Here is an 18,552-nt window from a genome sequence, read left to right on the forward strand (position 1 = left end):
AAGGAGGCGGTATAAGGTGGAACATCCATATTTGATTCTTACTTCAGTGTTCGGAATTTTCGGAATGGGAGAATGGGCTGGTGCCCATTCACATGTTACATATATGTGGCTTTGCATGGTAATTTTAATATTTTTTGGCTGGCTGGCAGGAAAGAGTATTTCCATGGTGCCCAAAACAGCGCAAAATGTATTTGAAACTTTGATCTCAGGGCTTGAAGAGTTCATGGTTACTATTACCGGGGATGAAGGAAGGAAGTCCTATCCTATTGTATTAACCATATTTTTGTTTGTGCTTTTAGGAAATCTCATGGGGCTGGTACCCGGGTTTTTCCCTCCAACGGCAAATATTAATACAACCCTTGCCCTGGCACTTATTGCGGTTTCATGGAGCCATGTCATCGGTATTCAGCGCCATGGTTTCAAGTATATAAAACATTTTTTAGGGCCGGTACCTGCAATGATTCCCTTGTTTTTGCCCATTGAACTTATTGGTCATTCAGCAAGGGTTCTCTCCCTTACCTTTCGTCTTTTTGGAAATATGATGGGCCATGAGCTTGTTGTTGGAATCCTTCTGGGGCTTGCCGGTATGTTCCTGGCACCTTTGCCGATTATGGCCCTGGGTGCGTTTGTTGCGCTGGTCCAGGCATTTGTATTCTTCTTATTGTCGACCATGTACATAGCAGGTGCAATAGAAGAAGCACATTAATTAAGAGTTTTACGGGATTTGGAAGAAGCCCCGTTATTTTATATTGTTCTATTAAATTATAATAAGGAGTAAAACATGGAATTTCTAGTTGGTAGTGTATGGGCAGCAGGTCTTGCAATCGGTATTGCCGCTTTTGGTTGTGGCATTGGTCAGGGTTTAGGCCTGAGCGGAGCCATGAGCGGTATTTCAAGAAACCCTGAAGCAGCCGGTAAAATCCAGGTTAACATGCTGATCGGTCTTGCAATGATAGAGTCTCTTTGTATCTACGCTCTCGTTGTTGCTTTGATCCTCATGTATGCTCATCCTGCGCTTAAGGGTGCGATTGCTGCCATGGGCGGACATTAAGCCATACAGCATAAATTAGATAGATATTAGTAATAAAAAGGGTGTAAGACATTTTGTTTTTACACCCTTTTTTAGTCCTATCTTTTTATGTTTCAACGATTTTTCTTGCCTGACCCTGTCATTATTGTTATATTTTTTAGAAAAACAGGAGTATCTGATGGAAAATCAGATAGAAATATTATATTTTTATAAAGTTCAGAGGTGGGCCTAATGAGCGATCAATCCATTGAGTTTCAGAAGACAAAGGAAAATATATCTTTATCTGAAATTGTTCGTAAATCATTTCGTGTTCCAATTGAAGACAAGGAAAATGTTTGGGTTTTAATAAATAAAAAGCGCTATCAGGTTTTGGATATTTGTCTGGACGGAATCGGTATTGCCCTTGAAAAAGATTCAGCGTTTATCACTGAACAGGCATTATTAAATTGTGAACTCAATATTTTTAACGTATTGATTAAAAATTTAAACGGTCAAATTGTTCACCTTACATCTGATAAGGACAAAAAGTTGCAATGTGGTGTTCAATGGATAGATTTGGAAAAAGGGGCGATAGACCAGATTTCAGAAATCATTTCCAAAATGAAAGAACAATTGTTAAAAGATGTGGGCATATCCTTTGATTAAGAAAAAAGATATAATGGACAATATCCTCGTCGGTCATGGGGAGGAGTTTGCAGCTCGGGTTGAAGAGTTAAATTGTCTGATTTATAGAAATGAGTCGGGTTTAAAAAATGAAATCTCAGAAGACCCAGATGGAAAGTTCTGGCAGGCTTCAAAAGAAAATGTATCTGTTCAGGTTTGGGAAGGCAAAGCTAAAATTAAAGTTAGAGTTTCTCCCGGGGAAAAAACTATTTCCATGAAACGAATAGCTGACATCGCTGTAAATGCTATTCTTGAGGAACTTAAGAAGGAGGATTAGTGGCTATCATCGTCTGTCCTAAGTGTGCCAAAAGACATAAAGTTAATTTAGATACCATAAAAGAAAATGCGCCTTTGGGGAAAAAAATAGCGGCGCGATGTAAATCCTGCGGCCTCAAATTTCCCGTGCAGCTTGACAAGCTCATTAATCAAGAAAAAGAAAAATTTAAAGATTCGAAAATAAATGCCAGAAAAATTTGTGTCACACTCAGCAAGGGAGGTGTCGGGAAAACCACCACCTCGGTCAACCTAAGTGCCGGGTTAGCTCTTGCCGGATATAAAGTATTGCTTGTGGATACAGACACCCAGGGTCAGTCTTCCTATATTCTTGGGAAAAAACCAAGAGCCGGGTTGACGGAATTGCTGACAAAAGAGCTTACACCTGAAGAGTGTGTCGTCAGAGCCAGAAAAAATCTCTGGCTTCTTTCTGGTGGCAAATCGCTTGCAGGGGTGAAAAGAATTATTGATCGAAAAAGTTTTGGTGCTGAGTGGACCTTGTCCGAGGCCATGAAAGAACTGGACGCTAGATATGATTTTATTATTATCGATACTGCTCCCGGATGGGATCAGCTAATCGTCAATGTCCTGTTTTATGCCACAGAAGTCCTTGTGCCGGTGGCATTGGAGGTGATGCCTCTGCAGGGGTTGGCAGAATTTATGAAAAGTCTGGGATCAATTCAAAAATACCGAAAGGAAATTGTTTTAAAATATATTGTTCCCACTTTTATGGATGCCAGGATAAAGGGGCCCGAAACAATATATTCACAGCTTAAGAAATTATATCCGGAATATATGTGCACCCCTATACGGTATAGTGAGAGCCTCAGTGAAGCGCCATCCTATGGAAAATCCGTTTTTGAATTTGCCCCGGGATGTACTGCAGCTGCGGATTACAAGGAACTTGTAAGAAAAGTAACATTGGATGAGTCAGCGCTGCTTTAACCTTTGGTTCCGATAAAGTTACATGTAATTTCGTAAAATAGGAATTATTCTGTGAGACTTAGGACAAGAATCATTATAGCAGTTGTGATTGCCTCTAGTATCATAAACTTGTTTTTATGTTTTTATTTTACAGAAAAATTAAAAGAATCCGAATTTAAAAATCTTTATACCAGAATAGAAAAATCCGCTTATATGATGAAGCTTGTGAATGCAAGACCACTTTATAATGTGGATAAAGAAACTCTTCGAGTTAACATGGAGACTTTTTTTGATGATGAAAATATAAAAAGTATCTCACTCCATGAGCATGATATCGATATTGATATCAAACTTGAAAGAAAGTTTGGTGTTTTCAAGAGTATTGACATTAAAAAAAGTTTTTATATTTATTATAAGTCTTTGAAATTGGGTAAAATGAATGTTGTCTATTCAACCAGTTTGATCGAACAAAAGATAGTAAAGTTCAGAAATCGGATGCTTTTTTTTGCCTTTACCGTCATTGTTTTCCTGGCTGTGGTGCTCATTTTTCTTGTGAACAAGCTGATGCAGCCTGTCACCAAATTGAGCCGGGCAGCTTCCGAAGTTGCTTCGGGAAATCTTGACAAGAATATTGAACAAAGCGGGGTGGGAGAAGTCGGGGAGCTTTCCCGTAATTTCGCTGCAATGAGGGATGCAGTCAAAGACAAAATAAATGATCTTGCCATGACCAATCGGAATCTTGAAAAGGAGATATTTTTAAAAGAAATTAATGAGAAAAAGATATTACGACAGAGTACAGTGATCAGTTCGGTAAATCATTTTTTTCAACAATCCATGCTGGCTGAAACCTATGAGGAAATTTCACAGGTTTTTATTCCCATTGCCCTTAAAGTGATTCCAAGTAAATATTGTTTTGTCGGAGAAGTTAGAAAGGATAAAAAAGATTCAATGGAAATCATGGCTATCTCCGACCAGGCAATGCATGATTGTAATATGATTGAGATGGATAAGACTCTCCGGCTCAAGGGCCTGGAAATCAGAGGTAGCAGGTCGCTCTTTATTAAGGGAGATACAACAATTATTTTAAATGATCCTAAGTCTCATCCTGATTTTATACAACCACCTGAGAACCATATCCCCATTGATTCTTTTTTGGGCGTTCCCATGAAACTGGGGTCTGAGATCAAAGGGGTTATTGCATTTGCCGGAAAGGAAGGCGGGTACGATTTTGATGACCAGGAAGCATGTGAAATACTGGCAGTTGCTCTTGTGGAAGCATTAAGCCTTAAAAAAAGGGAAGATGAAAAAGCAAAACTTGAAGAAATGATGATTCAGTCGGAAAAAATGATTTCCATTGGTAGTCTTGCCGCAGGTATGGCCCATGAAATCAACAATCCCCTTGCAGGAATTTTACAAAATGCCCAGGTTATCCAAAACAGGTTAAAAAAAAAATTACCGGCAAATGTATCTGTTGCAAGTGAACTTGGCCTTGATCTTGATGATATACAGGCATACATGGAAAAAAGAGATATTTACAAAATGATTAATTCGGTTATGGATGCCGGTAAAAGAGCTGCTGCAATCGTGGCGAACATGTTGTCGTTTTCCAGAAAAAGTACATCAGGGTTTATGCCTGAAAATGCACACGAGCTTTTGGATAAAACACTGGAACTTGCTGAAAGCGATTACAATCTGAAAGATAAATTTGATTTTAAAAAGATAAAAATTATCAAGAAATATGCTCCTGGGATCCCAAAAATATCGTGTAAAGCAAGTGAAATTCAGCAGGTTTTTCTAAATGTACTATCCAATGGTGCCCAGGCCATGATGTCACGGGTAGAAATCCATGAAGCTTGTTTTAAGTTAAAGATATCCAGAGAAGAGAATATGGTTAAAGTCGAAATCAAAGATAATGGACCGGGCATGAAATCGGATACCAAAAAGAGGATATTTGAGCCTTTTTTTACTACGAAAACTGTGGGCGATGGAACAGGATTAGGTCTTGCTGTTTCTTACTTTATCATCACTGAAAATCATAAAGGAAGTATAGACGTCCATTCCAAACCTTCCAAGGGCACAAATTTTATTATTAAACTGCCTGTTGCCGAAGGATAATCTGTTTTCAAGATAAAGAGGGAAGAGGGCACTACCTTTTCCATGTCTGTCAATGGAAGGCAGTGCCAATCTCTTTTGTTTTTATAAATTGCAGATTTCCTGATTGCTGATAACTTTAATATTTTTTTGTGCAAAAATTTTCAATGCTTTATCATGATCATCAAACCGAAAAATCATGATGGCATTTTTGCATTGCGGATTGGCAAATGCATACATGTATTCCACATTGACTTCATTTTCACAAAGTGGATCTAAAATGCCATTCAATCCACCGGGCTCATCTTTTACCTCAACGGCCATAACCTGGGTTTTCCCAACGGTAAACCCTTCTTTTTTCAATACTTTTTCTGCTTTTTCACTGTTATTCACAATTAAGCGCAATACACCAAAATCAGTTGTATCAGCAAGAGATAATGCTCTGATATTAACGTTGGCATCCCTTAAGATTGCGGTAACTTCAGCAAGCCGGCCTTCCTTGTTTTCAATAAATATGGATATCTGTTCGACAAACATTAGGTTTTGCTCCTTTTGTCTAATAAAGTTCTCCTTTGAACACGGGTTTCCTTTTTTCAAGAAAGGCGTGGGTCCCTTCTTTTGCGTCTTCACTTGACATATTAAGGCCAAAGACGTCATTTTCAATTCTGCATCCGGTTTCAATATCTGTATTAAGACCGTTTTGAATGACTCCTTTTGCTGATCTCAGGGCCACTTTTCCCCTGGAAGCAATGAGGTTTGCAGTTTTTAACACTTCTTCCATGAGCTTGTCGTGTTCGATAATTTTGTTGACAATACCATATTCAAAGGCCTCCTGGGCTTTAATATTCTTTCCGGTAAAGATAAGTTCTTTGGCGCGGTTTACGCCTATACGCCTTGCCAGTCTCTGTGTTCCGCCAAATCCGGGAATCAATCCCAGGGTTATTTCGGGCAGGCCGAAAAGGGCTTTGTCGGATGCATAGATAAAATCACAGCCAAGGGCAGCCTCTAACCCGCCACCCAAGGCAAATCCGTTTACAGCGGCAATGGCTGGGATGGGAAGATCTTCAATTTTTGAAAAAACCTTTTGCCCTTTTCGGGAAAAGCTTTTTCCTTCAAGAGGGTTCATTTTTACAAGTTCGGCAATATCGGCTCCTGCAACAAATGCTTTACCTCCACTACCTGTCAAGATAAGAACCCTTATATCCGTATTGTTTTTTACCTGATCCAGTGCAAGGTCCAATTCATCAAAAAGGGCATTGTTAAGTGCATTTAAAGCTTTGGGCCGGTTAAAAAAAATAGTTGCAATAGGACTGTCGACTTCAAGAATAATGTTTTCAAAAGACATGATGATCTCCTTTACGTATTGGTTATAATTGTCTGGGATTTGTTGAATTTATATATTTTTCAACCCCATCGGTGATGGTGTTGCAAATTGCTGTCTGATACGAATCACTCATGAGTCGTTTGCATTCTGTTTTGTTACTGATAAATCCAGTCTCAATCAGGATGGATGGCATCCTTGCGCCCAGCAGAACATAAAACGGTGCTTGCTTGACGCCTAGATTGTTGATCCCTGAATATTTTTTTTGCATTCCTTTTATAAAGGAATTTTGTACTACATTGGCAAGCCGGGTGGATTCTTCAATTTTTGCATGTTTCATTAAATCGCTTAAGATATATTCAAGGTCTGAAATATTTTTTTTCGATGTTGCATTCTCTCTGGCGGCAACGGCAATTGCCTGTTCATCGGTGGCAAGGTTTAAAATATAGGTTTCAATGCCCCGAAGACGTTTGTTTTTTGCCGCATTGCAGTGCAGGGATATAAACAGATCCGCTCTCTTTGTATTGGCAATGGCAGTCCTTTCCTCAAGACTCAGTTTTTTATCGCTTGACCTTGTTAAGAGTACGGTGCATTTTAAGCGGTCTCTGAGGATCACAGCAAGTTTTTTAGCTATTTTTAGAACAATTTCTTTTTCCCAGACGTTTTTAAAATATCCCGGAGCCCCGGGATCAACGCCGCCATGCCCCGGATCAATGACAATTTTTCTAACGCCCAATGCAAACTGCCGCGCAATATCAGAGGATTTTAAATTGTCTGTTGTGATTCGGGAGATTTTATCCGGTTTTCCGGGTTTGCCGGAGTCTGCAATGTTTTGACCGGAAGAAGAGACAGGCCCTCCATTAGACCCTTTTCCCCAGACATCAATGACAATTCTGAACGGATCTTTTAAAGAAAATATCTTATAATTCTCAAAGGATTTGATATCGACTACAACCCGTACTGTATGGGGCAGATATTGTGCTGCCCGGGCCTGATTTAAAAGGTTGTCATTGATCTGGGTATGGTCGGCAACCCCTTTTCCCAGTCTTGATTGTTCTATATCAATATAGAGACGCTGAAAGGGTTTATTAATGCCGGGATCTTTTTTCAAAAGTCTGTGGGAATAATCCCTTTCGCTGTCGGCATTAACAACAATTCTGGTGTATTCCGGATTGGACCAGAATCTAAGATCTGTAATTGTGGTGTCCTCTGGGAGACTCTTTTTTGATGAGGCAGGTTTTATTTCAACTGGCTTTTGATTTGTTGCTTCAATGGTTTTAATTGGTTTTTTACGGGTTTTTTTCTGGCTTAAAATAAATTTTTTAATAAGGACATCATTTTTTGTCAGTCTTTTCTTTGAGCTGATATGTTTGATTTTTTTTGCATAATAATCTGGCCGTATGTTTATGGATTTGAGTAAGGATCTGGCTCTGCCGGCGTAAGCGCTTTTGGGATATTTATTCCTGAGTCTTGCCAGAAGATCTGCGGCCTGATTCTTATAGGTTTTTTTGCCGGATAATTTTGAAAGGGTTAAATAAAGCCGGGCTGCCTTATACATTCCTGCAGGCGCCCATGAACTTTCAGGATGAAGCCTGTAGATGATTTCATACCTGCTGATACAATTAAACCATTCAGTCACCTTTTTTTGTTTGGCAGAAGACTGTCGAAGCTTTTTGTAGCAGGAATCTGCTATAAGGTATTTTTGTTTTGCACTGTCGGCAAACCCGGTTGTTGTCAAAACAAAAATGCCTGTAAATATAATAGCAATGAAATATAGTGGCAGTATGGATGTCTTAAGCTTGGCCATATCCTATTTAATACTTTTTTGTTTTAAGTCATTTAACAAATTAATCGCTTCAAGGGGAGTCATACTTGAAATATCAATCTTTTCCAATATATTTTTGATGGATTGTTCATTATGGTTAAATAATTCCATCTGATTGTCATCCTTTTCTTTTCTCTTTTTACCCTTTTTCCTGGGTCTTTTTGGTAGTGGTTTGGGGACATCCGAGTTGTTTTTGTCAATGTTGGATAATATATGTTTTGCATTGTTAATGACAATGTCCGGCATGCCGGCAAGCCTGGCAACCTGGATACCATAGCTTTTATTGGTTCCGCCCTTAACCAGCCGTCGCAAAAACACAATATTATCATTGAATTCTTTGACGGCTATATTAAAGTTTTTGATTCTGGGTTTTGTCTCTTCTAATTTTGTCAATTCATGGTAGTGTGTGGCAAAAAGTGTTTTAACCCCTTTATTATTTAGATCATGAAGGTGTTCGGCAACTGCCCAGGCAATGCTCATACCATCATAAGTGCTGGTTCCCCTTCCGATTTCATCAAGTATGATCAGACTTTTTTGTGTGGCATTATTAACGATATTGGCGGTTTCTTCCATTTCCACCATGAATGTACTCTGGCCCGATGAGAGGTTGTCAAGGGCGCCTACCCGTGTAAATATTCTGTCCACAATGCCAAGAGATGCTTTTTGAGCAGGAACGAATGATCCCATCTGGGTCATTAAGACGGTCAGGGCAACCTGCCTTAATACTGTTGACTTTCCTGCCATGTTGGGGCCGGTGATTAACAGGATCTGGTTCTCAACATCATCCATTTCAATGGAGTTGGGAACATAGCGTTCTCCTTTGATCAGTTTTTCTACCACAGGATGCCGTCCGTCTTCAATGGAAATGGTATTGTGTTCATTGATGACAGGTTTTGTATATCCATTTTCTGATGCTGCAAGGGCAAGCCCCTGAAGGACATCAATATTCGCAATAAAATCCGCCATTTTAAGAATAAAATTTGCTTTTGAAATAACCTTGTCCCTGATTATGCAGAAAATTTTGTATTCCAGAGCATTTCGTTTATCCTGGGCATTCAATATGGTGGACTCAACCTGTTTCATTTCATCGGTAATGAATCTTTCGGCATTCACAAGGGTCTGCTTCCTGATATAATGATCCGGAACCGAATTTGACTGACCTCTGGATACTTCGATAAAATAGCCGAAGACTTTATTATATTTAATCTTGAGAGAAGACAGTTTGGTTTTTTCTTTTTCCGTGGCCTCGGTTTTTGCAATCCATGATTTTCCATCCCGTGAAATTAATAATAGTTCGTCCAGTTCAGGGTTATAACCATCATTAATTAAACCGCCTTCATTGAGCAGATGACCCGCATTTTCCCTGATGGCTTCTTCGATCAAATCGGCAAGTGAACCCAGCTCTTTTAAAATCATTTCCTGATCTTCAAGATCTTTTCCATTGAGTAAAGGGCTTTTAAACAGACAAAGTTCCTTAAAAAGAAGGGGAAGTCTTTTTAAAGAGTTTTTAAGAGCGATCATATCCCTGGCATTCCCCTGGCCCATGGAAATTTTGCTGCCAAGACGTTCAAGGTCATATACTGATTTTAAGTGGCTAATGATCAATTGATGAATATGGGAAGCCTTTGTGATTTCTTCTATGCAATCCAGGCGTTGGCAGATTTTATCTTTATCAATCAGCGGATATCTGACCCAGGTCTTGATCAGTCTTGATCCCATGGCAGTGACTGTCCGATCCAGCACATGGATTAGGGTTCCTTTTTTGTCCAGGGTTTGTATATTGGTAAGAATCTCAAGATTTTTGCAGGACCTGTCATCTATTACCATAAAATTTTTCAGGTCATAGGGTGTGATTTGAAAAATGTGGTTGATATCCTGCATCTGGGTGTCCTGAACATAAGAGAGGATGGCGCCCGCGGCAGAAATGGATGCAAAAAGATTCTCTGCACCGAATCCCTCAAGGCTCCTGGTTTTAAATTTACTTAAAAGCCTTTCCTTTGCCTCTTCAACATGAAAATTAGTTTTATCAAGATAGGTGATTTGTCTTCCGCTAAAAGCGTGCCGGATATGCCTATAAATCGGGTCTTTTTCAAAATTGGACGGTAAAAGGATTTCTTTGGGATCAACCTTTAAAGCCTCATCAATCAGTTCCAAGGGTATTTTTGACTGTCTGCTTTGCACCTGGGTGGTTTTAAAGGTCCCGGTTGATATATCAAGATAGGCAATGCCGGCAACGTCCCTTGTTTTTGACAGGGCTAAAAGAAAGTTGTTGGTGGTTTTATCCAGTAGTTCTTCATTTAAAATCATGCCCGGGGTTATGACCCGGATCACTTGCCTTTTTACCAACCCCTTGGTTACCGCAGCATCTTCCATCTGCTCGCACACGGCAACTTTGCATCCGTTTTTAATGAGTTTGGCAATATAATTGTCAGCAGCCCGAAAGGGAATCCCGCACATGGGAATTGGGGCGGCATCATTTTTATTTCTGGAGGTTAAGGCGATTTCCAGAATAGAAGCTGCCTTTTTTGCATCCTCAAGGAACATTTCATAAAAATCCCCCATTCGGTAAAACAAAATTGTATCTTTATATGATTCTTTGATGGCCAGGTATTGCTCCATCATGGGAGTATTTTTTTTTTTGTTCATGTGCTAGCTTTGTCTAAGCAGAATCAATCAGCAGTGCCGGATTTATCATCCTTTTCATGGTTGTTTTCAGACTGATCCGATACAGACTCTTTTGGTGCAGGCTGGTCCGGTATAGATTGGTCTGGTGCAGACTGTTCGGCAATCGTTTTTTCTTCCAGCTGTCTTTTAATATAAGGATCATGCTGAAACACTTCGAGTTCAGTCTTTAAGGTATTCACCTGTTCTTTAAGGGATGTGATGGCAACATTTTTTGTCTTGATTTCTTTGCTTAATTTAAAACTTACCACAAACCCTTTGAGCCCGGCCAGAATAAGGCCCAAAAGAAAGCAAATTCCAAAGTAGGCAATATTTTGAATTTCCGGTATTGTCCAGTTCCAGGAAGCAACCTTAAGATCAAATTTTAATGCTTTAGTTGCCATAAAATAATCTAAATTCTGGTAAATTAAGATCCCAAGCAAACCTAAAATAATCAGCCACAAAAGAAGTTTAATTTTTTTCATTTATCCACTCCATATTCCATTTTGTATTGTAAACGCTTAAGTTTTTGTGATCATAGATTAAATTTTCTTTTTTTTCAATTGTTCTTTTAATAATAAACAGCCTAAAATACTCATGATTAGGGACAAATTTCAAATTTGCCCCTAAAGGGAAACCGGATGAATCAGATTAACTTCAAGATTTTTTGAAAACAGGTCCCAATTGAGATGTTCCGGCGGCACCTTTTTTAAGACTTCAAAGCAGGAAAAATGAAGATGGGGCGGCAATTGTGGATTTCTATTAGTATCACACACCCTTGCAATGACATCCTTTTTTTTGATGATATGGCCCACTTTTAAATTCTTTTCAGGGATGATATGGGCATATGCAAAAATAATTCGCCTATTGAAAACTATTGAATTCTCATGTTCCACCACAAGGGTCTGACCCAGAAAATCATCACAGATATTTAAAATAATGCCGTCGTCCATGGCCGGAACCTTAATGGAATCATCAAAGCTATGTATTTCATCCGGATTCGTTCTGTAATAAGTAATGTCTATTCCTTCATGGGGACAATGTCGAAATTTGAAATCCCCCCACCATTTATCCTTACTTGAAAACAGCATTCCACAATGGAACAGCCATTGAACTTTTCGGTTATTTCCAAGGCCATTGGCCTGACCGTTGACCAGACCATTAACCTGGGAAATAGCCTGAAGATAGTCTGAAAATTTACTCATTATTTTTTGTATAGCCTTTGCATGAATAGCTTTACACTCTGCTGGAGCCTTGATATGGATTCCGCTAACACTGCCAGCTCATCTTTTGATCGAATTTCAATCAAGGCATCTAGATCTCCAAGGCTGATCCGGTCTGTCATTTCGGACAGGTATTTAATATTAGCTGTCAATCTACCGCCAAAAATAAATACAATAATGGCAATAATAAGTATAATAACAGAACTCAGAATGGCACTTTTAATAGTTTCAGCTTTTGCAATTGCCCTGCTCTCCCTTTCCAGGCGTTGCATAGGTTCGGTAAAGTCATCCATATAGGTTGTGCTGGCAATGTTAAACCGGGTTCCCGTGACATTAACGCAGGCCATATATTTGTTCTTGAAAGATTTGTCTTTTTCCTGCCATTTATAGTATCCCTTTGACGGTTGTTCACTTTTTACCGCCGTTAAAATGTTCCAGAATTCAGGAAAATTTACTCCTAAGGGTTTCTTAAGCTTGGCCATATCATCCAATGCCGGAGCACAGATGTTGGGTCTGATATGGGCCCTGGTTCGCCATTTTCCATCGGATTCTTTTCCATATAAGGCAGTATATCCCTTTTTTCCAACTTTTTGAACGGCAATCTGCTGGAACTGCTGATCAGTCATAAACTGTTCTTTTGTAAGCTCCGGATGTGCTTCTATATACAGTTTTACCTGCTTTGCAACAGACCGGGCAGTTTTCATGATATCATTTTCTGCCATTTCTTTGATAATTTGGGTTCCCTGTTTTCCAAATCGGTCTGCTGTTTTATTCAGTTGCAAAATCAGATAATAAGCCTGCAGGCCAAAAATGCCAATCAGGATAATCAAAAAGAAAAATAATTTAAACCGGATACCGAATCCCTTGATTTTAGTTTCAGCTGCATCAGCAGGTTCATGGCTGACTTCCGGTTGTAAGGTGAATGCCTGAGAAGATGCATCTGAGATAATTTGGTCCTTATGGATGCTTATATGATTACCACATGTTTTGCATTTAAATCTGACTCTTGGAGCGATTATTTTGTTTGGATCAATTTTATAAGTGGCACCACATTTGTTACATGTTATATTCATACTATATCTCCTTTAGTAGTGAATCACCAAGGGGGATTGTCCCCATTCCATCTATACGCATTGCAAATTCATCAGACGGCTGCCCTGTTTCTTCCCTTAGTATTGTTTTATGAGTCCCAGCATTATCTTTTGAAATTGTTGTTTCCCCGCTGGGGAGTCAATTTCTGTTGCCACCTTTTCCACAAGGCTGTACAGCATTTTATGAGGGAAATTATCTCTGGATCTGTTAAGTTCTTCTATCTTGTCGTCTAAAACCAGTGGAGCAATCGGGCCGATGCATTTGGAAAGTTCTTTTTCAAGTTTTCCCCAGAAAAAGGAGGGTATTTCAACAGAAGGCGGTGACTGGATTTGGATTATCTTAATAGCTTTTTTAGCCTGTAGTTTTTCCAGAACAGCATTAAGCTGACCCGCATTTACATTAAATTTTGATTTGAGTTCGTCCAGGTCAGGATATTTATTAAACATGGCAATAACAGACCACTCCGAAGGTGTCAGTGTTATTGATTCCTTCACCGGCAATAGCTTTATTGATTGCTTGGTCATATGTATCCCTCCTTAACGGTCAAAAAATGATGTAAGAAATTTGGGGAATTTGCCCTGTTTATTCGAGTCTTCAATAAAAATATCAAATTCCATTTTTACCTGAGACACACTGATATTATTGGTGCATTCACAGATGTAAATTGTTTCTCTATTTTTATAAAGATAAATATATTCTTCTTGGGTGTACAATAGCAGGTGAGAGCCTGGAGCACTCTTTTTGTGTTGAGCAATGATTTTATCAAAGTATAGTTTTTTTTCCTTTTTAATATTCGGGAAATAGGTGGTTTTGTTATTGTTGTGGATAATAACGCTTTTTATAAAATGATTTGCTTCCACAAAATTAAATGCCGGTGATCGGTTAGTCTTTGATTTCATAATCTGCCAATATATTTGAATGTTCGTTTTTTCCAGTCATGATATTAAGGAAGCGTGAATGAAAATTAGTATAATAAGTATCAAACCTGGGAATCATTGGAGAATATCCTTACTTTTCATAAACATTAATAGATCATTTGTAAGTATTTTTTTTTCGAACAACAGTTCTATCCGCGCATGTATATTTTTGTCCAAATATACGACCATAAAATTCCTGCCGTCAAAGGCTTCAAAATATTTAATATTGAAAATTTCAGGACATGAAAAAAAAGAATGCCGATATTCATAAATAATTACATGATCGGTATTGTATTTAATAGAAAACATAGCCCCTATTTTATCGATGTATTCTCTGGCCTCATCTTTGCATTTAGAACAATCGATCAAAAGAAAATTGATATCCACATTGATATTTTTTTCAGGCAAAATAATTCTTTCATCGAATTTAAAGTCCAGCTTTTCCAGTAACGCCAGCTGCCTTACAGCATCAATGCCTTTGGTTCCTAAAAAATCTGCATAAACAATACTGCCGTTTTCAAATCCGATTTTACCGACCACCGCTTTTTCCCTACTGAATGCAATAGTGCCGCTGCTGCTGTCATTATAGCAGACCTGTATCAGACTGGTGATTGAAAAGGTTTTAAGCGTTCCGGCAAACATGATTTTATCAAACCTCTATTGTCTTATAATCCCCTTGAGATGATGAAGAATCTTTTAATTTTCTTCTATTTTTTATTTTGATTTTAAGTAATTGTCTGTTCAGAATATTCTCCATATAGGTTTGAATGATTCAGTTTATGGTTTTATTAATTCTAAAACCTATTAACCTGTTTAATTATAAGGAGTTTTGAAGCAAATCTTATGCCATAACAGGAACGATGGATTTATAGGGAAAAGGCCTCATTTTCTTGGTATGGAAGCTATTGCTTTCTCTAAATTGGGACAATTATTGTTTGATATTTGACAAAAAAAGAACAGGCTGTACGAAAATTTCACACAGCCTTTATATAAGAATATGGCGCTTGTCTTTTTACTGACAATCGAAAAACACATTCATTACAGGGCTTTTAAGATGATTTTATGTCCCATAAGATTGATGTCTTCAATAATGGCCTTGACTTCCATACTTTCTCCCAATAGGCCTTTTAAAAGAAATGTATTTTCTGCAACTGGTGTTATGGCTGCCACATTTTCCATGATTAGTTTTTCATCATCATCTTTTCTTAAATATACATTGGATTCACACATTTTTTTTTCCTTTATTAGTTTATCTGTCATTTATTACCATTTTTATCTTTAAAGGCAACCCTTTACTGCAATCAATGATCGCACCGCCAAATTTTTTATTCATTGCACAATTGACAACCAGAATGTTTTTAAAAAATTGATATCCTGCCTGTTCATGGATATGGCCGCATAACACCATTAATGGCGGGTGGTTTTCAATCAATGTTTTTAAGTGGAAACTTCCGGCACTGAACCTGTTTCCCACTTTATCACAAATACCCCTGGGTGGCGGATGGACAACCAGGATTGTCTCCGGGGTGATGCTATGTTTAAGGCTATCAAGGCGTTGAGTCTCCTTGAAACATATTTTTGAAAGAAATGGCAAAGGTATGGTGCCGTTAAGGCCAAGAAACCGGCCATCCGGATATGTCACAGGTATATGGTTCAAAAGACTTGTGTTTTTCTGTCCCACCAAAAGCCGTTCAACACGTTTCAGATCCGAGTTTCCCCGGATACCAAAAATGGGGATATCAATATCCTTTAGCTGTTCAAAAGTTTTCAACGGGGAAATAAAGTTTGTGATATCCCCGGCAAGCACAAGAATATCAGGAGCTTCCAGCGAGATAACAGCCTTTATTCTTTCTATCTTCTCAGTCTTGCCGTGAATGTCGGCTACAGCATAGATCCGCATCTTTATTCCATATTAATCAATTTTTAACTTTAAACATATTGCCACCGGGTTTCCATGGCAGCATTATTATACTTTCCGGCTAAGGCACCTGGCATGTACACCTCCCCGAAACCCTCTTCAAGATCCAGGTGATGCAATACCTTTACCTGTTTTATATGCCTTTTCAGTTCAAGAATTATCGGCTCGGCCAGGATGGTGCTTCGCCATTTTTCCCCCTTACCCAGCACATGTATCCTTTTACGGTCAAAATCTACGTCCTTGATTCTCAGCCGCACACACTCCATTAGTCGCAAGCCGGAACCATACAGGAGCTTTGCCATCAATGCGTGGGTCCTCTCAATATACTGGAAAAACTTCTTGATTTCCTCTTTACCGAGTACAGTGGGCAGTTTGGGGTTTTTTTTTGAACGAATGGGTTGAATCTTTCTGTCCAAAGGGATATCGAGCACCTCACGATAAAGAAAGACAAGGGCGTTGAGAGCCTGGCGCTGGGTGGATGCTGACACCTTTCGTTTGACTGCCAGATCTGACAAAAAACGCTCGATATGATGGGAACTGAGATCCCGGGGATGGGTTTTACCGTCGAAGAAACGGATATAACGCAATATCCATTGACAATAGGTTTGTTCAGTGCGGTAAGCGTAATGATGGTACCGCAGAACCTCGCGGATCTGGTCCATTAATTTTAACTTTGGGTCGGGATAAAATTTTGGTTGACTTTCCATATTAGAAGCGATTATACCATGATAAGTGGAAAATTGGAACTTAAAAGGTCACAAATGGAAAAGATTTCCATGTTTTAAACTTAATTATTAGTGATAGGTGGAAAATCTTGAAATCTATTACAGTCAATAGCATGGAAAATATCCACTTATTAACACTGTTCAGAGTGTCATAATAACATAGTGAGCTTTGAGAATTGAAATGAAAAGAGCAATAGAAATAATACAGGAAAGAATCGATAGCTTATCCTTCTTTGAAGGTAATTTTCAAGAATGGATGGACCATACCATTATGCTATTATCAAAATTGTTTGGTGATAGCCATGAAAGCTTAAATCAATTAAAAAAAATAATTGAAAACCTTGATGTAGAATATATGCTTGACAGTATAGCCTCTGATCTATACAGGCAAGACGAATATAATGAACTTAAAGAAAGAGTAATTCAATTATTTAAAGTTTGCATAAACGAACTTGAAATTGTGGAAAGCACAAGAACTGATAGTGGAGAGCCATCCGTAATTGATGTCAATAGATTTAAAACTATTCTTTTAGAAAAAGTTCCAGAATGTGATCCAGTAATCATTGATTTTATCACTGAGGCGAGCAAATGTATCTATTATGCGAATTCTCTACTCGCTGCAACTTTTATGATAGGAGCCGCATCCGAAAAAGCCATATTGCTTCTTATTGAAAAATTTGCTGAAAATATTCAAAACGTAAGGAATCAAGAAAAATTTAGAAATAGAGTTAATAATCGGATGATTTCTATTAAATATGACGAATTCATAAAGTCATATTCAGGTTGTAAAAATAAACCAACGGATCCAATTTTATCCCAAGATCTAAATATAATAATTGGGAATACCTTTCAATTCTGCCGAATTACCAGAAATCAGGTAGGCCATCCGAATATTGTACCTGAACCAAACCAAGACATAGTGGTTGCCAATCTTGGTCATATTGTCGTTTATATTGAAAGGATATATGGATTAATGAAACATTTTGAGGAGAATGGAGTTGTTTTATGAGCGGATTGAAGCGACAGAATTACAATGTCATCAAATGACTCCGAACCAGGCGTTTAACTCAGACGGCTAAAACCGGGGCATTTTTTATAAATTCGCAGTTAACCGCTTTTTGAGCTTACCATAAAATCTTAGAAATATATCTGCCGCTGGTTAGCTTGATCGTTACATTAAACCTATCGGCAGACAAGTAATTTCAAATGCAAGCTTGAAAGTTTTTAAAATTTAGGTTCCCCGCAGGTATTAGGTTATTTGACCGGAGAACGGGGGAGCAATGCCGCAAGATTTACGCGAGTCATGTCATTTGCAAAAAGCGCAAATGCCACGCCTGTCATAAATCTTGCAATGGCCTTGCTCCCCCCTTATCTCCTAGGCAATTGCAATAACAAGCAGTAAGACAGAATCGTCCATTATTAAATATGAATAAAACTCAAGACAGTCATTCATAACTTCCAGACAAGCCGGAATCAAGCCCTGATATTGGGGACATCTTCAGGGAATAAAATACCGGCTGCATCCCCGGCAATACAAGGTCATGTATGACATTGAACACTGCCGGTGCGGTGAATTCGGAACCTACTGGACAATCTGTGATGCCTGCGGCCACATGGAGAAAGGGTATAATTCGTGCAGGAACCGACACTGCCCCGGATGCAACAACATTGCAAGACGCAGGTGGATTACCCGATCCTGTTATGGAACATGAACCACAAGTGGCTGATTCTTCATGGAAGGGTTTACTTTTGATAGGATTACAGATAACAGATATTGAACATAAATTACCGGGATAGGTGCGGTTTGTTGAGGAAACTACAACAATTTTTTTCACAATTTTAAACCAGGATACATAGAAATAGCATGCAAACAAGGACACCAGATTATA

21 protein-coding genes are annotated in these 18,552 nt (G+C 38.6%); 8 read left to right on the forward strand and 13 right to left on the reverse strand.

Going from position 1 to position 18,552, the window contains the following annotated elements; genetic code table 11:
• From atpB to K8S13_RS16775, 6 genes are all read left to right on the forward strand, one after another.
• Nucleotides 1-706, forward strand: a 706-nt coding sequence (gene atpB / locus K8S13_RS16750) for a F0F1 ATP synthase subunit A (protein ID WP_367172690.1), incomplete at its 5' end; no start/stop codon positions are given.
• A gap of 75 nt (nucleotides 707-781) precedes the next feature.
• Nucleotides 782-1,051 (forward strand): ATP synthase F0 subunit C, encoded by a 270-nt coding sequence (atpE, locus tag K8S13_RS16755; RefSeq protein WP_022664077.1) that lies wholly within the window; start codon nucleotides 782-784, stop codon nucleotides 1,049-1,051.
• 210 nt (nucleotides 1,052-1,261) lie between these two features.
• The gene (locus tag K8S13_RS16760; RefSeq protein WP_291464267.1) at nucleotides 1,262-1,675 is read left to right on the forward strand and encodes a hypothetical protein; all 414 of its coding nucleotides are present in this window, start codon (nucleotides 1,262-1,264) and stop codon (nucleotides 1,673-1,675) included.
• Complete coding sequence (locus K8S13_RS16765) at nucleotides 1,668-1,970, forward strand: hypothetical protein (RefSeq protein WP_291464269.1); 303 nt, start codon at nucleotides 1,668-1,670, stop codon at nucleotides 1,968-1,970. The genes K8S13_RS16760 and K8S13_RS16765 overlap by 8 nt, the downstream gene beginning before the upstream one ends.
• On the forward strand, nucleotides 1,970-2,911 hold the full coding sequence (locus tag K8S13_RS16770) for an AAA family ATPase (protein ID WP_291464271.1): 942 nt from the start codon (nucleotides 1,970-1,972) through the stop codon (nucleotides 2,909-2,911). Before K8S13_RS16765 ends, K8S13_RS16770 begins: the two co-directional genes overlap by 1 nt.
• 51 nt (nucleotides 2,912-2,962) lie before the next feature.
• Entirely contained in the window at nucleotides 2,963-5,005 is a 2,043-nt protein-coding gene (locus K8S13_RS16775; RefSeq protein WP_291464273.1) for an ATP-binding protein, read from the forward strand.
• Nucleotides 5,006-5,086: 81 nt separating this feature from the next.
• Here K8S13_RS16775 and K8S13_RS16780 read toward each other — a convergent pair whose 3' ends face one another.
• From K8S13_RS16780 to K8S13_RS16840, 13 genes are all read right to left on the reverse strand, one after another.
• Nucleotides 5,087-5,518: an ACT domain-containing protein gene (locus tag K8S13_RS16780; protein WP_291464275.1), complete on the reverse strand. Its 432-nt coding sequence runs from the start codon at nucleotides 5,516-5,518 to the stop codon at nucleotides 5,087-5,089.
• Between the two features lie 19 nt (nucleotides 5,519-5,537).
• Nucleotides 5,538-6,326, reverse strand: a complete 789-nt coding sequence (locus K8S13_RS16785) for an enoyl-CoA hydratase-related protein (RefSeq protein ID WP_291464277.1) — start codon at nucleotides 6,324-6,326, stop codon at nucleotides 5,538-5,540.
• Nucleotides 6,327-6,348: 22 nt separating this feature from the next.
• A complete protein-coding gene (locus K8S13_RS16790) occupies nucleotides 6,349-8,109 on the reverse strand; it encodes an N-acetylmuramoyl-L-alanine amidase (RefSeq protein WP_291464279.1) in 1,761 nt (586 codons plus the stop codon).
• A gap of 3 nt (nucleotides 8,110-8,112) precedes the next feature.
• The gene (gene mutS / locus K8S13_RS16795; protein ID WP_291464280.1) at nucleotides 8,113-10,773 is read right to left on the reverse strand and encodes a DNA mismatch repair protein MutS; all 2,661 of its coding nucleotides are present in this window, start codon (nucleotides 10,771-10,773) and stop codon (nucleotides 8,113-8,115) included.
• A 23-nt stretch (nucleotides 10,774-10,796) separates the two neighbouring features.
• A complete protein-coding gene (locus K8S13_RS16800; protein WP_291464281.1) occupies nucleotides 10,797-11,273 on the reverse strand; it encodes a LapA family protein in 477 nt (158 codons plus the stop codon).
• A 141-nt stretch (nucleotides 11,274-11,414) separates the two neighbouring features.
• Nucleotides 11,415-11,993: a M23 family metallopeptidase gene (locus K8S13_RS16805; RefSeq protein WP_291464283.1), complete on the reverse strand. Its 579-nt coding sequence runs from the start codon at nucleotides 11,991-11,993 to the stop codon at nucleotides 11,415-11,417.
• Entirely contained in the window at nucleotides 11,993-13,084 is a 1,092-nt protein-coding gene (locus K8S13_RS16810) for a zinc-ribbon domain-containing protein (RefSeq protein ID WP_291464285.1), read from the reverse strand. The genes K8S13_RS16805 and K8S13_RS16810 overlap by 1 nt, the downstream gene beginning before the upstream one ends.
• Before the next feature lie 96 nt (nucleotides 13,085-13,180).
• Complete coding sequence (locus K8S13_RS16815) at nucleotides 13,181-13,627, reverse strand: hypothetical protein (RefSeq protein ID WP_291464287.1); 447 nt, start codon at nucleotides 13,625-13,627, stop codon at nucleotides 13,181-13,183.
• Nucleotides 13,628-13,639: 12 nt separating this feature from the next.
• Complete coding sequence (locus tag K8S13_RS16820) at nucleotides 13,640-14,002, reverse strand: hypothetical protein (RefSeq protein WP_291464289.1); 363 nt, start codon at nucleotides 14,000-14,002, stop codon at nucleotides 13,640-13,642.
• 93 nt (nucleotides 14,003-14,095) lie between these two features.
• Nucleotides 14,096-14,662 (reverse strand): DUF4388 domain-containing protein, encoded by a 567-nt coding sequence (locus K8S13_RS16825; protein WP_291464291.1) that lies wholly within the window; start codon nucleotides 14,660-14,662, stop codon nucleotides 14,096-14,098.
• Between the two features lie 396 nt (nucleotides 14,663-15,058).
• Entirely contained in the window at nucleotides 15,059-15,250 is a 192-nt protein-coding gene (locus K8S13_RS16830; RefSeq protein ID WP_291464293.1) for a CooT family nickel-binding protein, read from the reverse strand.
• Nucleotides 15,251-15,269: 19 nt separating this feature from the next.
• Nucleotides 15,270-15,920, reverse strand: coding sequence for a metallophosphoesterase (locus K8S13_RS16835; protein ID WP_291464295.1), 651 nt, complete (start codon nucleotides 15,918-15,920; stop codon nucleotides 15,270-15,272).
• Nucleotides 15,921-15,949: 29 nt separating this feature from the next.
• Nucleotides 15,950-16,600 carry a phage integrase N-terminal SAM-like domain-containing protein gene (locus K8S13_RS16840; protein WP_291464297.1) on the reverse strand — a complete coding sequence of 217 codons (651 nt, stop codon included), beginning with the start codon at nucleotides 16,598-16,600 and terminating at the stop codon, nucleotides 15,950-15,952.
• Between the two features lie 244 nt (nucleotides 16,601-16,844).
• Between K8S13_RS16840 and K8S13_RS16845 the strand changes: the two genes are divergently transcribed.
• Both K8S13_RS16845 and K8S13_RS25755 read left to right on the forward strand, forming a co-directional pair.
• Nucleotides 16,845-17,672, forward strand: coding sequence for a hypothetical protein (locus K8S13_RS16845; protein ID WP_291464298.1), 828 nt, complete (start codon nucleotides 16,845-16,847; stop codon nucleotides 17,670-17,672).
• A 532-nt stretch (nucleotides 17,673-18,204) separates the two neighbouring features.
• Entirely contained in the window at nucleotides 18,205-18,375 is a 171-nt protein-coding gene (locus tag K8S13_RS25755) for a transposase zinc-binding domain-containing protein (protein WP_367172692.1), read from the forward strand.
• Nucleotides 18,376-18,552 lie beyond the last annotated feature (177 nt).

Source organism: Desulfobacula sp. (assembly GCF_021107415.1).

Excerpts from the sequence above, each read along its gene's own strand:
- atpE (WP_022664077.1), top strand. The coding sequence starts at position 782 with ATGGAATTTCTAGTTGGTAGTGTATGGGCAGCAGGTCTTGCAATCGGT.
- K8S13_RS16760 (WP_291464267.1), top strand. The coding sequence starts at position 1,262 with ATGAGCGATCAATCCATTGAGTTTCAGAAGACAAAGGAAAATATATCT.
- K8S13_RS16780 (WP_291464275.1), bottom strand. The coding sequence starts at position 5,518 with ATGTTTGTCGAACAGATATCCATATTTATTGAAAACAAGGAAGGCCGG.
- K8S13_RS16785 (WP_291464277.1), bottom strand. The coding sequence starts at position 6,326 with ATGTCTTTTGAAAACATTATTCTTGAAGTCGACAGTCCTATTGCAACT.
- K8S13_RS16790 (WP_291464279.1), bottom strand. The coding sequence starts at position 8,109 with ATGGCCAAGCTTAAGACATCCATACTGCCACTATATTTCATTGCTATT.
- mutS (WP_291464280.1), bottom strand. The coding sequence starts at position 10,773 with ATGAACAAAAAAAAAAATACTCCCATGATGGAGCAATACCTGGCCATC.
- K8S13_RS16800 (WP_291464281.1), bottom strand. The coding sequence starts at position 11,273 with ATGAAAAAAATTAAACTTCTTTTGTGGCTGATTATTTTAGGTTTGCTT.
- K8S13_RS16805 (WP_291464283.1), bottom strand. The coding sequence starts at position 11,993 with ATGAGTAAATTTTCAGACTATCTTCAGGCTATTTCCCAGGTTAATGGT.
- K8S13_RS16810 (WP_291464285.1), bottom strand. The coding sequence starts at position 13,084 with ATGAATATAACATGTAACAAATGTGGTGCCACTTATAAAATTGATCCA.
- K8S13_RS16815 (WP_291464287.1), bottom strand. The coding sequence starts at position 13,627 with ATGACCAAGCAATCAATAAAGCTATTGCCGGTGAAGGAATCAATAACA.
- K8S13_RS16820 (WP_291464289.1), bottom strand. The coding sequence starts at position 14,002 with ATGAAATCAAAGACTAACCGATCACCGGCATTTAATTTTGTGGAAGCA.
- K8S13_RS16825 (WP_291464291.1), bottom strand. The coding sequence starts at position 14,662 with ATGTTTGCCGGAACGCTTAAAACCTTTTCAATCACCAGTCTGATACAG.
- K8S13_RS16830 (WP_291464293.1), bottom strand. The coding sequence starts at position 15,250 with ATGTGTGAATCCAATGTATATTTAAGAAAAGATGATGATGAAAAACTA.
- K8S13_RS16835 (WP_291464295.1), bottom strand. The coding sequence starts at position 15,920 with ATGCGGATCTATGCTGTAGCCGACATTCACGGCAAGACTGAGAAGATA.
- K8S13_RS16840 (WP_291464297.1), bottom strand. The coding sequence starts at position 16,600 with ATGGACCAGATCCGCGAGGTTCTGCGGTACCATCATTACGCTTACCGC.
- K8S13_RS16845 (WP_291464298.1), top strand. The coding sequence starts at position 16,845 with ATGAAAAGAGCAATAGAAATAATACAGGAAAGAATCGATAGCTTATCC.
- K8S13_RS25755 (WP_367172692.1), top strand. The coding sequence starts at position 18,205 with ATGTATGACATTGAACACTGCCGGTGCGGTGAATTCGGAACCTACTGG.